General features: G+C 59.9%; 14 protein-coding genes. 9 read left to right on the top strand and 5 right to left on the bottom strand.

Going from position 1 to position 12541, the window contains the following annotated elements:
* Positions 1 to 17 precede the first annotated feature (17 nt).
* The 3 genes from GF111_RS10150 to GF111_RS10160 are packed head-to-tail and all read right to left on the bottom strand — an operon-like array spanning position 18 to position 2580.
* Positions 18 to 1202, bottom strand: coding sequence for an acetyl-CoA C-acetyltransferase (locus GF111_RS10150; protein ID WP_094460575.1), 1185 nt, complete (start codon positions 1200 to 1202; stop codon positions 18 to 20).
* Positions 1203 to 1216: 14 nt separating this feature from the next.
* Complete coding sequence (locus GF111_RS10155; protein ID WP_025305151.1) at positions 1217 to 1870, bottom strand: CoA transferase subunit B; 654 nt, start codon at positions 1868 to 1870, stop codon at positions 1217 to 1219.
* Positions 1871 to 1881: 11 nt separating this feature from the next.
* Entirely contained in the window at positions 1882 to 2580 is a 699-nt protein-coding gene (locus GF111_RS10160) for a CoA transferase subunit A (protein WP_004933280.1), read from the bottom strand.
* A 168-nt stretch (positions 2581 to 2748) separates the two neighbouring features.
* On the opposite strand from GF111_RS10160, the gene GF111_RS10165 reads away from it, so the two are divergent.
* Complete coding sequence (locus tag GF111_RS10165) at positions 2749 to 3666, top strand: LysR family transcriptional regulator (protein WP_047729103.1); 918 nt, start codon at positions 2749 to 2751, stop codon at positions 3664 to 3666.
* On the opposite strand, the gene GF111_RS10170 is transcribed toward GF111_RS10165, so the two are convergent.
* Positions 3656 to 3955, bottom strand: a complete 300-nt coding sequence (locus GF111_RS10170) for a helix-turn-helix domain-containing protein (RefSeq protein WP_047572825.1) — start codon at positions 3953 to 3955, stop codon at positions 3656 to 3658. The genes GF111_RS10165 and GF111_RS10170 overlap by 11 nt on opposite strands.
* A 448-nt stretch (positions 3956 to 4403) precedes the next feature.
* On the opposite strand from GF111_RS10170, the gene GF111_RS10175 reads away from it, so the two are divergent.
* The 3 genes from GF111_RS10175 (at position 4404) to GF111_RS10185 (ending at position 6036) form a co-directional block, all read left to right on the top strand.
* Positions 4404 to 4943 carry a hypothetical protein gene (locus tag GF111_RS10175; protein ID WP_047572830.1) on the top strand — a complete coding sequence of 180 codons (540 nt, stop codon included), beginning with the start codon at positions 4404 to 4406 and terminating at the stop codon, positions 4941 to 4943.
* Positions 4940 to 5350 carry a putative T6SS immunity periplasmic lipoprotein gene (locus tag GF111_RS10180; protein WP_147191983.1) on the top strand — a complete coding sequence of 137 codons (411 nt, stop codon included), beginning with the start codon at positions 4940 to 4942 and terminating at the stop codon, positions 5348 to 5350. The genes GF111_RS10175 and GF111_RS10180 overlap by 4 nt, the downstream gene beginning before the upstream one ends.
* Before the next feature lie 290 nt (positions 5351 to 5640).
* Positions 5641 to 6036: a hypothetical protein gene (locus tag GF111_RS10185; protein WP_025305147.1), complete on the top strand. Its 396-nt coding sequence runs from the start codon at positions 5641 to 5643 to the stop codon at positions 6034 to 6036.
* A gap of 424 nt (positions 6037 to 6460) precedes the next feature.
* Here GF111_RS10185 and GF111_RS10195 read toward each other — a convergent pair whose 3' ends face one another.
* Positions 6461 to 6760, bottom strand: a complete 300-nt coding sequence (locus tag GF111_RS10195) for a hypothetical protein (protein WP_147191318.1) — start codon at positions 6758 to 6760, stop codon at positions 6461 to 6463.
* Between the two features lie 245 nt (positions 6761 to 7005).
* Here GF111_RS10195 and GF111_RS10200 point away from each other — a divergent pair, with 245 nt between their 5' ends.
* The 5 genes from GF111_RS10200 (at position 7006) to GF111_RS10220 (ending at position 12532) form a co-directional block, all read left to right on the top strand.
* Complete coding sequence (locus GF111_RS10200; protein ID WP_147191320.1) at positions 7006 to 8376, top strand: glutamine synthetase family protein; 1371 nt, start codon at positions 7006 to 7008, stop codon at positions 8374 to 8376.
* Positions 8377 to 8405: 29 nt separating this feature from the next.
* Positions 8406 to 8816 (top strand): GNAT family N-acetyltransferase, encoded by a 411-nt coding sequence (locus GF111_RS10205; protein ID WP_055317676.1) that lies wholly within the window; start codon positions 8406 to 8408, stop codon positions 8814 to 8816.
* A 13-nt stretch (positions 8817 to 8829) separates the two neighbouring features.
* Complete coding sequence (locus GF111_RS10210; RefSeq protein WP_049202373.1) at positions 8830 to 9519, top strand: trehalose-6-phosphate synthase; 690 nt, start codon at positions 8830 to 8832, stop codon at positions 9517 to 9519.
* Positions 9520 to 10114: 595 nt separating this feature from the next.
* Positions 10115 to 11725: an ABC transporter permease subunit gene (locus GF111_RS10215; RefSeq protein WP_224217834.1), complete on the top strand. Its 1611-nt coding sequence runs from the start codon at positions 10115 to 10117 to the stop codon at positions 11723 to 11725.
* Positions 11726 to 11740: 15 nt separating this feature from the next.
* Positions 11741 to 12532: an ABC transporter ATP-binding protein gene (locus GF111_RS10220; RefSeq protein ID WP_110593553.1), complete on the top strand. Its 792-nt coding sequence runs from the start codon at positions 11741 to 11743 to the stop codon at positions 12530 to 12532.
* Positions 12533 to 12541: the final 9 nt, after the last annotated feature.

Here is a 12541-nt window from a genome sequence, read left to right on the forward strand (position 1 = left end):
GTGCCTTCCTCGGTTGTTTACGGGCGCTCTACCGCCAGCGCCACGCCCTGCCCGCCGCCGATGCACAGCATCGCCAGCCCCTTGTTCACCTCGCGGCGCTGCATTTCGTACAGCAGCGACACCAAAATGCGGCAGCCGGACGCGCCGATCGGATGCCCCAGCGCGATCGCTCCGCCGTTGACGTTCACCCGCTCCGCCTCCCAGCCCAGTTCTTTGCCCACCGCCAGCGCCTGCGCGGCGAAGGCTTCGTTGGCTTCGATCAGATCGACCTCCTCCAGCCGCCAACCGGCTTTTTCCAGGCAGCGGCGCGCGGCCGGCGCCGGGCCGATGCCCATGATCGCCGGATCGACGCCCGACGAGGCGTAACCGGCGATGCGCGCCAGCACCGGCAAACGCAGCGCGGCGGCTTTTTCCGCGCTCATCAGCAGCACCACGGCGGCGCCGTCGTTGAGCGACGAGGCGTTGCCGGCGGTCACCGTCCCCTCCTTGCGAAACGCCGGGCGCAGCCGCGCCAGCGCCTCCAGGCTGGTGTCGCGCGGCTGTTCGTCGCGCTCTACCCGCAGCGCTTCGCCCTTCGGCTGCGGCACCGTCACCGGCGTGATCTCCTGCGCGAAACGCCCGGCCAGCTGCGCCGCCTGCGCCTTCTGCTGCGAGCGCAGCGCGAACCGGTCTTGTTCTTCTCTGCTGATGGCGTATTTCTCCGCCAGGTTCTCGGCGGTGATGCCCATGTGGTAGTCGTTGAACGCGTCCCACAGGCCATCGTGGATCACGCTGTCCACCATCTGCGCGTGACCGAGACGCAGACCGGCGCGCGCGCCGGTCATCAGGTAAGGCGACCGGCTCATGCTCTCCTGGCCGCCGGCGATCACCGCCTCGGCGTCACCGCTGCGGATCGCCTGCACCGCCAGATGCACCGCCTTCAAACCGGAGCCGCACACCTTGTTGATGGTCAGCCCCGGCGTCGTAGAGGGCAGCCCGGCATTCAGCGCGGTCTGGCGCGCCGGGTTCTGCCCGCAGCCGGCGGTCAGCACCTGGCCGAGGATCACTTCATCGATCTGCTGCGGCGCCACCCCGCTTTGTGCCAGCAGCCCTTGCACCGCCGCCGTGCCCAGTTCCACCGCCGTCAGCGGCGCCAGCGCGCCGTGAAAACTGCCGACCGGCGTGCGCGTCGCCGCCACAATCACCACTTCACGTTGTTGCACATTCACCTCCCGTTTCAGAAACGCATTTCCGGCACTTGCTCCGGCACGATCAGCCGGCCGGCGGTTTTGGCGACAATCTCCGCCACGCTGACGCCCGGCGCGCGTTCGCGCAGCACGAAGGCGCCGTCTTCAATTTCCAGATAGGCCAGATCGGTCAATACCTTGCGGATGCAGTTGGCGCCGGTCAGCGGCAGCGTGCAGCGCGGCAGCAGCTTGGACTCGCCGCCTTTCGCGGCGTGGGTCATCACCACGATGATGTTCTCCGCCCCCGCCACCAAATCCATCGCGCCGCCCATGCCCTTGACCATCTTGCCGGGGATCATCCACGAGGCGATGTTGCCCTCGACGTCCACTTCAAACGCCCCCAGCACGGTCAGATCGACGTGGCCGCCGCGGATCATGGCGAACGACTGCGCCGAATCGAAGATCGACGCGCCGAGGCGCGCGGTGACCGTCTGCTTGCCGGCGTTGATCATGTCGGCGTCCAGCTGCTGCTCGGTCGGGAACTCGCCCATCCCCAGCAGGCCATTTTCCGACTGCAGCATCACGTCCATGCCCGCCGGCACGTAGTTGGCCACCAGCGTCGGGATGCCGATGCCCAGGTTGACGTAGTAACCGTCCCTCAGCTCTTGCGCCACGCGCTGCGCCATTTGTTCACGGGTAAGCATGCGAATTCTCCTTATGCCCGCAGGGTGCGTTGTTCGATACGCTTTTCGAAGGTGCCCTGGATCAGCCGATCGACATAGATGCCGGGGGTGTGGATCGCCGCCGGATCCAGCTCGCCCGGCGCGACGATCTCTTCCACTTCCACCACCGTGATGCGCCCGGCGGTCGCCATCAGCGGATTGAAGTTCTGTGCGGTGTGGCGGTAGATGACGTTGCCGAAGTGATCGGCCTTCCAGCCTTTCACGATGGCGAAATCGCCGGTGATGGCGGTTTCCATGATGTAAGGGCGGCCGTTGAACTCGCGCACCTCTTTGCCTTCGGCGATCGGCGTGCCGTAACCGGTGGCGGTGAAGAACGCCGGGATACCGGCGCCGCCGGCGCGGATCTTCTCCGCCAGCGTGCCCTGCGGCGTGAGATCCACCTCCAGTTCGCCGCTGAGCGCCTGCTGCTCGAACAGCGCGTTTTCGCCGACGTAAGATCCCACCACCTTGCGGATCTGATGGGTTTCCAGCAGCCGCCCGAGGCCGAACCCGTCGACGCCGCAGTTGTTGGAGACCACCGTCAACCCGCGCACGCCGCGCCGGCGGATCTCTTCGATCAGGTTTTCCGGGATGCCGCACAGGCCAAAGCCGCCCGCCAGCACCGTCATGTTGTCCGTCAGGCCTGCCAGCGCTTCCTGGTAGCTGCCGACGCGTTTGTCGAGCCCTGCCATATCGTTGCCCCTGCATGTTGCGGCGCAGGGCGAAATGCCCTGGCTTGCGTGAGGGCATCTTCAGGTCACAAAAATGATTTGTTAATTTTGTTTTTATGCCACATTCATTTAGAATTTTTATCAATCATTCGTTAACCGACAATTAACAAAGAGTTAACGCCAGCCAAAATGAAAATGAGCATCAAACAGTTACGCGCGTTTTTAGCGGTAGCTCACACTCTGAACTTCGCCCAGGCCAGCGAGCGGCTGAATATTTCTCAGCCGGCGCTCAGCCTGGCGATCCGTGGATTGGAGGAGGCGCTTGGCGGGCCGCTGCTGCTGCGCACCACCCGCCGGGTGACGCTGACGCCGGAGGGCGAAAGCTTCTTCCCGATGGCGCGCCAGCTGCTGGCGGATTGGGACAACGCGGAAGAGGCGATGCGCCAGCGCTTCACCCTGCAGATGGGCAAGGTGGCGATCGCCGCCATGCCGTCGTTCGCCGGCAACCCGCTGCCGCCTATCCTCAAGGCGTTTCGCGATCGCTACGCCGGCATCAACGTGGCGGTGCACGACGTCATCAACGAGCAGGTGTTTGAAATGATCCGCGAAGGGCGGGTGGAGATGGGCATCGCCTTCGAGCCGGAGCCGAGCGACACCCTGCACTTCACCCCGCTGTGCCGCGATCGCTTTCTGGCGGTGGTGCCGAAGGATTCGGCGCTGGCGCGCAAGGCGCAGGTAAGCTGGAAGGAGCTGCTGACGCTGGATTTCATCACCCTGCAGCGGCCATCGGCGGTGCGGCTGCTGCTGGAGCAGGAGCTGGCCCGCAGCGGGCGAACGCTGGAGGTGGCGTTTGAAAGCCACCAGCTGGTGACGGTCGGGCGCATGGTGGCCAACGGCCTCGGGGCCAGCGCGGTGCCGGCGCTGTGCGAGAAACAGATGGATGAGCTGGGGGCGGTCTGCGTGCCGCTGATCGGCCCGATTATCGAACGGCGCGTGGGCCTGATCCGCCTGGCGCAGCACCAACTCTCTTCCGCCGCGCAGGCGCTGGCGACGGTAATCGAACGGGAGATGGCGGGGAGTGGCGGGCAGCCTGCGCTTAAACCGTAAACCCGACGTGCTTGCCGCCCGGCAGTTCAATGTCCAGGCGCAGCGTGCCGCCCATCGCTTCCACGTAGCGTTTCAGGGTCGAAATTTTCAGCTCATTACCGCGCCCTTCGATGGCCGCGACCGAAGGCTGAGAAATGCCCAGCGTTTTCGCCAGTTCCTGTTGGGAAATATTCAACGCTTCCCGCAGCTGATGCAGGTGCGTTTCAAACAGCATCTCTTCGGCCATTTCTTCGATACGCCGGCGGCTCTCCGGGGAGCGGGAGGCCAGCAGTTGCTTTAGGGTGCTCATGGGTTACTCCTTGAAAACTCTTTACGTTGTCATTACCGTCCACATGGCATCGCCAGATTATAGATTGAAATCTATATAAACGATAGACTGGAATATATAATTCTCTCCAGACCGCCATTGGCGTTTTGCCTAGCAGCTGGCAAAAGAAAGTGGTTATTGCCTTACGGCTTGAACAGGGGATGCAACGAGAGACGGGAACAGCGACATCAGCATCGGAAAGAGATGAAAACATGCGGGTTTGGCGAGGTAATAAAGCACGCAACCCGGTTTTTTATTTATGAATGAATATAAAAATAATAAAGTCATTCCCCATATCAATCAATTAATTACGCCAAACACACTTTTGCCTTTCCGTCTTGTGAGCGAACGCAAAAGATTGTGACAAAGTGGGTTAATCATGTCTGAACTTTCGTTATGGTGTTTTTTCATGTTTTAACGGATTAAAACCATGGCCACAACTCACGGAAAGTCAAGAAAGCTTACGGCCGGTGAAATCACATTGGCCAGGCAGCTCTACAAAAATGCTGTCGATTACTCACGCGTTCGCGTCCATAACGGCAGTTATTTCCCCTTCGGCTTACAGCATGAAGATACGGCCGTAACACCAAATGGCACGCTCTATTTTATGCCCAAACACTTCAAAGAAGACTTTGCCACGGCAAACGCCTACGATCAGCATTGGTTTATCCATGAAATGGCGCATGTCTGGCAATATCAATTAGGCATGAACGTACGCCTGCGCGGGTTGGCTAGTTGGGCGGTGTCCTATCAGTATTCCTTGCCCAATTATCATCTTCTATCCGATTATGGAATGGAGGCGCAGGCAAGTATCATTGCAGACTATTTCTATCTCACTAAATTCGGGCGCAATGGCTTTCAAGTAATCACCAACTACAGCGGCATTATTGGGCCAGACATCAAAAAACGTTATGAATGGGTATTGCGAGCTTTCCTGAACAATCCAAAGAACCGGAACACCTTGCTATGACAAAACTTTATCTCTCTTTACTGTGCGCACTGCTACTGAACGGCTGCCAATCCACTCAGCCCTGGTACCATCCGTTGGATGTCTCGCTCAAAGACAACCAACCTTGCTTTGCCGTGCCTATCAACAGCGTTCGCCGCGGCGACAGCCTGCAAAACCGGGGGGTGATCGTCTCACGACAGGAACAACAGCAATGGCATATCGTCTGGGCCTCACCAGAAGTCACTCCGTTGCCCGACCTGAAACCGGGACAATGCGCCACTTATCCGCAGGTAAACTGGGCTGCGGGAGAATACTCGGTCTTGCTCGGCGTCTCGATGAATAACGACACGGAAAGGCGTAAATACATGAGAACCTTTACTTTAAACATCGAGCGTAATGGAAAGGCACAATTACATAGCAATCATTAAGCTACCCATCATTGCATTTTCAGATGATACTTCGGCCGTGAACAGGAGTGCGCCAAGATCGCGGTGAAGGGATACAGTCATTTTGCGGCAAGTACTGCGGCGGGGATTTGGGTAGGGAATGCAGGTGCAGGTCTTGCGATTGCAGCCTGTTCAATTGTGTTAGGTGCAGCAACAGCAGGAACAGGTGCGATCGTTTGTGGTATCGCTGGAGCCGCTATAGGCGGCGCAGCAGGATCCACACTGGGTGGCATGGGTTCCGATTATTTGACGACGTTAGTGGTAGGTGAATGATGAAATTTATCGTCATATCGTGTTTGATATTGCTGGTTTTAAGCGCCTTCATCCAGTTCATTGGTTACCGTCGCCATAAAAAAGAGTTTGATGCTTTCTATCAACGTTACGCTGGCAGCGGACATTTTATTCCGCCCTACGTCGCCTTTGCCGATAGCCTCGGCATGCTTGGAACCTCATTGAAAGCACAGTGGTTTCTTTGGATTCTGAAAAGGAAAAAAATAAAAATAAGGGATCAAGTTTGGCTCGATGCGAAAACCTACGATTTCGTGCAAAAAACCGCCTCTCCTGAGCTACAGAAGTGGCTGGCGATGGACTTTATACTTTTGCTCGTAGAAGCCATTATTACCACCGTGGGCTGTATTTTTATTTATCTCATCAAAATCAGCGTATAAAAATGATCAATTATATTGAGCCTTACATAAAAGAGATAAAACTCTTAGTGGTATTACTATTCTTTCTTTTCCTTCTTATCGCTATTATCCAATTTATTTACTATCGACTTCATAAAAAAGAGTTTGATCTCTTTTATCAACACTATGTGGTGAGTAAACACCCTGTTCCACTTTTTGTCGTGATAGCGGACAACCTTAACTTCATCGGTGTTTCACTAAAAGCCCAGTGGTTTCGTTGGATTTTGAACAACCGGAAATTAAAACTGACTCGCAACGTTTGGCTAAGTCCCAAAACCTACGATTTCGTTCGAGCAGCTACATCACCAAGGTTAAAAAATTGGATCCGTAATGATTTCAGATTATTAATGTTACAAGGAGCACTCTTAATCATCATGTGTCTCCTGAACTATCTCCTGAAGTCGGTCTAATCCCCCTCCATCGCCTGCACCGCCGCCTTCTGCGTGGCGCGCTGATATAAGCACAGCTCCCTGCCCGGCTGGTTTTTCATAAACGGCTGCGGGTAGAGCCCGCCGATAAACAGCGCCGAATAGCCGACGTCATCGCCGTAGTGAACGATCGCCCCTTCCACCCTGGCGTTTTTTAGCCCGCTGGCTTTCAGGCAGGCGGCGCGCATCGCCCTTTCGCTCTCGGCCCACGCCTGTGGGGAAGACGCGGTGGCGTTGAATGCGGCCAGCGCGGCGATAAGCAGCCCTATTTTCTTCATCGTTATCTCTCCTTCAACGGCCCGTCTCGCCAGTATAGACCGTGCCGGCGCGGCCAACCCGCCAACGCCGCCGCACTCTTTACGGCATTTTTATTCCGCGCCCCGTTAACGTTACGGCGTTTTTACAGACAGTTTTTGCCGCCGCAGATACCCTTTTCACATCGCCGCTATGGCCTCACAAGAGAGTTGTCTCATGCGTTTATCCCTGCCTCTGGCCGTGACCGGTCTTCGTTCTGGAGCGCGCCATGCATGCTAATATCATCGGCTTCAATCCGCTGCTGGCGGAGCTGCCCGCTTCGCCAACGCGCGCCTTCCACAAAGAGCTGGAACACTACCTGCAGCGTTATCCACAGACCGAACAGCTGGATATTTATCTGCACGATCTGAACGGCCAGCTGCGCGGCAAGCGGCTGCCAATCGCCGAAGCCTTTGGGCTGGAAAAAGGCTGCTACTTCCCGCTGTCGATCTACGCCCTGGATCTGCACGGCCGGGTGATTGAAGAAAGCGGGCTGGGACAACGGGCGGGCGAGCCGGATCGGCTGTGCCTGCCGGTGCCCGGCACGCTGCGCCCCTGCGCGCGCGATCCCGAACGCCACGCTCAGCTGCTGCTGACGATGCAAAACGCCGACGGCGGCGCCTGCGAGCTGGAGCCGCGCGTGGTGCTGCAACGGGTGCTGAAGCGCCTGCACGAGCGCAACTGCTTCCCGGTGGTGGCGGCCGAACTGGAGTTCTACCTGCAGGATCCGCAGCGCCCCGCCGAGGCGGAAACCTGCCCGACGCAGAGCTTCGCGGTGGATGCGCCCGAGCGCCACCATGCGCTGCTGAGCGACATCGAACGGCACGCGCGCCTGCAAAACCTGCCGTTGACCGGCGTGGTGGCCGAAGCCGCCTCCGGCCAATACGAGCTGAACCTGCATCACAGCCGGCGCGTGCTGGAAGCCTGCGACCAGATCATGGCGCTGAAGCGCCTGACGCGGCAGATTGCCGAGCAGCATCATCAGCACGCCTGCTTTATGGCCAAGCCCTGCGCCCACGCCGCCGGCAGCGGGCTGCATTTTCACATCAGCCTGCAGAACGAGCACGGCGAGAACCTGCTGACCGGCGCGCCGGGTGAACTGAGCGACAACATGCAGCAGGCGATGGCGGGCATGCTGGCGCTGATGCCGGCGTCGATGGCGATCCTGGCGCCCAACATCAACGCGTTTCGCCGCTTCCGCCCCGGCATGCACGTGCCGCTGCGCGCCTCCTGGGGCCACAACAACCGCACGGTGGCGCTGCGCCTGCCCTGCGCCGACAGCGCCAACCAGCGCATCGAATACCGCCTGGCCGGCGCCGACGCCAACCCCTATCTGGCGCTGGCGGTGATGCTCGGCGGCCTGCTGCACGGGCTGGAACAGCCGCTGCCGCTGCCGCCCGCCGCCAACGGCTGCGAGAGCGACAACGCCGCGCCCTTGCCGCTCGGCCAGCAGGAGGCGCTGGCGCTGTTCCGCCACAGCGATCCGCTGCGCGAGCTGCTCGGTCCGGCGTTCTGCACCCTGTGGCATACCTGCAAAAGCGCCGAACTGCGCCGCTTCGAGGAACAGGTCACCGCCGCCGAACTCGGCTGGATGCTGTAACCACCCGGTTCATTAACCTAAGGATAATCATGAATATGCAACCGCAACGGGCGCCCGTGCAGCCGCTGCTCTGCTGGCGCAAAGGCGTTTTTCATATCAGCACCGATCGGCAGTTGTTGGATATCGAGGCGATCCAGCGTTTCCTCAGCCTGCCGGATCGGGCGGCGGCCGAGCGCCTGGTGCACCACGGCCTGTGCTTTGGCCTGTACCGCAAGCGCCACCTGCTCGGTTTCGCCCGCATGGTGACCGATTACGCCACCTTCGCGTCGGTGAGTGAACTGTTCGTCAGCGCCGAATACCGCGGCATCGGGCTGGGAAGCTGGCTGACGCGCTGCTGCCTGGCGCATCCGGCCTTGCGCGGCCTGCGCGTCACGCTGCCCGCTCTGCAAGCGCCCTGGCGCGCCGATGGTTCGGCGCACGCCCTGCGCGCCCTTCACTGATAAGGAGGCCCCCATGTCTCGTTTGGTGCTGATTTCCAACAAGCAGTGCGACGGTAAGGATCTGGCCTGCGCCGGCCAGACGCTGGCGGCCGACGCCGAGCCAGGGCTGTGGCTCGGCTGGAACGGCGACGTGCAGAATTTCGCGCAGCGCCCGATCAGTTGCCGCCAACGCGCCGGTTACGATCAGGTGACCTTTCCGCTGTCGATCGAGGAGTTTCGCCGCCACTATCAGGGCTATTACCACGACGGCCTGTGGCCGGTGTTCCACAACCAGCCGGAGAAGGCGCATTTCACGCCGGAAAACTACCGCGCCTACCGGCAGCTGAACCGCCGGTTTGCCGATATCGCCTGCGAGCACCTGTGCCCCGGCGACACCGTCTGCATCGACGACTACCAGCTGCTGCCCTGCGCCCAGGCGCTGAAGGAGCAAGGGCTGCTGAACGCCTGCGCGTTCTTCTTCCACCTGCCGTTCCCGTCGGCGGCGCTGCTGCGGCGCATCCCGGAACATCGCCAGCTGATCGCCTCGCTGCTGTTCTACGATCTGATCGGCTTTACCACCACCGACGATCGCAACGCCTTTCTCAGCTGCCTGGCGGCCGAGTTCCCGCTGGAGATGCTGCCCGACGATCAGATCCAGGCCAACGGGCATCTGTTCGCCACCGGTATTTTCCCCGCCGGCATCAACGGCAGGCAGGTTTATTGATTTACGGCGGCGCGCCCCCTTCAGGCGCGCCGTTTTATTTCGCCGCGATTTATTTTTACCGCCTTTATTGCCATCACCATGCGTTATTTCATTTTCCGGATATAGCGATTAAAAAATGAATATTTATCCTGTTACACATCAACCGTAAAAACCCTATTCCGCCAATTGCTTTTTATTGGCGAAACACATTACCCTCTCCCTGCCATATTTAAACCGAGGAGGGCCCCATGGGCGATGAAAGTTTTAGTTTTACGCTAATGCTATTGGGCGTCTTTCAGTAATGCCATCCAGGTTGCATTCTGAAAGACACGGAATGCGGCAACCGCTCCCCTTCTGACGGCCTTTCCCGCTCTGCCGGCCCACCCATCGCCCCGCTGCGAAAACAACGTCTGTCTCAACCGCTACGGCGGTATTTATCTGGTGTCGCCGGGCCTATTACCCGAGCGCCGACGGATTTCTTATGGGAAAAATAAGGTATTGCGTTATGCAAAATAACCGGGGTACATCTATTTTCAGAAAGTCTTATTTAAACGACTTTATCGTTATCGCCATCGGTGTTTTTTTCATTGCCTTTTTTATTCGTGCCTGGGGTGACATGCACGGTGACTTCAATGAACAAAACGTCTCTGCCATCAGTCTTGATGCCTGGAACCTGCTTTATTATTCGCTCAGAACCAGCATGCGCTTTCTCCTCGGCATGGCCTGGTCGCTGCTGTTTTCTGTGGTATTCGCCGTGCTGGCCGCGCGCTATACGCCGCTGCGCCGGGTGATCCTGCCCTTCGTCAACTTTATGGAGTCGGTGCCGCTGGTGGGGTTCCTGACCTTCACGACCGTGTATTTTCTCAACCTCTACCCGCACAGCGTGATGGGGCTGGAGTGCACCGCCATCTTCGCGGTGTTTACCGGCCAAGCCTGGAACATGATGCTGACGCTGTATCAGACGCTGCGCATCGTGCCCAAGGAGCTGGATGAAGCCGCACGCAGCTTCAATTACAACCCGTGGCAACGCTTCTGGCGGCTGGAATTCATCTATTCGGTGCCGGGCCTGCTGTGGAACGCCATGGTGTCGCAATCCGCCGCCTGGTTCGCCCTGGTGGCCTCCGAAGCCATTCCGGTCGGCGATCGCTCGGTCGAACTGCCCGGCGTCGGCTCCTACATCGCCGAAGCGCTGGCGCAGCAAAACGTGCCGGCGATCCTGTATGCGATCGTCGCGCTGGCCGCCAACATCGTGCTGCTCGATCAGCTGGTTTTCCGCCCGCTGGTGCGCTACACCGCGCGCTTCAAATACGAAGACGTCACCGCCAGCCGGCCGCTCGGCAATCCGTGGTTCTACAACAGTCTGGCCTTTTCGCACGTCGGCGCGGCGCTCGGCCGCACGCTGCGCGCGCTGGCTGACCTGTGGCTGTTCAAGCTGCCGCGGCTGTGGTACGCCCTCGGCCTGCACCGCCTGTTTCGCCTCGCCGCCAAAGGCAATTGGCTGTGGCGCAGCCTGTGGTATCTCGGCGTGGTGCTGGCCTGCGTCTGGTTCGGTTACCGGCTGTGGGAATACTTCCCCAAACAGTACTTCGCCATGCTGCCGGAGTGGATGCTGCTCACCACCGCGCGCGTGGCCGCGGCCATGCTGCTCAGCGTGGCGATCTTCACGCCGCTGGGGGTGTGGATCGGCCTGAATCCGCGCCTGGTGAAGATCTTCCAGCCGATCATCCAGATCCTGGCGGCCATTCCGCCCAACATTTTCTACCCGCTGATCGCCGCCTTCATCGCCATTTATCATCAGGATCTCGGCTGGTGGGCCATTCCGATGATCATGCTGGGCACCCAGTGGTACGTGTTGTTTAACGTGATCGCCGGCGTTTCCGCCATTCCGACGCAGATCACCGAAGTCAGCGAAACCTTCGGCCTGCGCCGCTTCCGCTGGTGGCGCTACTACATGCTGCCGGCAATTTTCCCCTACATCGTGACGGGCATCATCTCCGCCGCCGGCGGCGCCTGGAACAGTGCCATCGCCGCCGAGGTGATCCAGTGGGGCAGCACCCCCCTCAGCGCCACCGGGCTGGGCGCGTTCATTTCCGTGGTCACCGACGCCGGCAAGAACCCGGAGTCTGCGCTGGGCTGCGCCGCCATGTGCGCGCTGGTGGCGCTGTGCATCATCTTCGTCTGGCAACCGCTGTATCGCATCGCGGAAACCAAATTCAAATATGACTGATCAAGGGGGAACCACATGGTGACTCAAGAGGTAATTATCAGCGCCCGCCGGCTGAACAAGACGTTTATCGGCGAAAACAAGCGCCCCAAACCCGTGCTGCGCGACGTGACGCTGACCGTACACGCCGGCGAGTTCGTCACCATTCTGGGGCAATCCGGCTCGGGCAAGTCCACGCTGCTGCGCATGCTGGCCGGGCTGATCCCAGCGGACAGCGGTACGCTCACGCTGGCGGGCAAACCGGTCGACGGCCCGAGCGCCAACGTCGGCATGGTGTTTCAGTCCTACGCGCTCTATCCCTGGCTAACGGTGTACGACAACATCGCCTTCGGGCTGCTGGCGCAACGGCTGCCGCCGCAGACGATCGCCGAGCGGCTGGGGGCGCTGCTGCGCCTGGTGGGCCTGACCGGCTATGAGCACGCCTGGCCGCGCGAGCTCTCGGGCGGCATGCGTCAACGGGTGGGCTTCGCCCGGGCGCTGGCGGTAGAGCCCGACCTCTTGCTGCTGGACGAACCCTTCTCCGCCCTCGATATCTTTACCGCGCAAAAACTGCGGGGCGACCTGCTGGCGCTGTGGGGAGACAACCGGCTGCGCACGCGCGCCATGGTGATGGTGACGCACGACGTCGAAGAAGCGGTGCTGATGTCCGATCGGGTGCTGATCCTGGACGCAACCAGCAAACGGATCGACGACGAATTCAGCGTCAATATCCCGCGTGCGGCGCGCAACCGGGAAAGCCTGCGGCACCTCACCGATCGGATCCGCAGCTGCCTGTACAAAAAAATCGCGCAAGCGCAATCGGCCGGTTAACGGCCCTGT

This window comes from Serratia sp. HRI (genome assembly GCF_010119335.3).
GTDB classification, from domain to species: Bacteria; Pseudomonadota; Gammaproteobacteria; order Enterobacterales; family Enterobacteriaceae; genus Serratia; species Serratia nevei.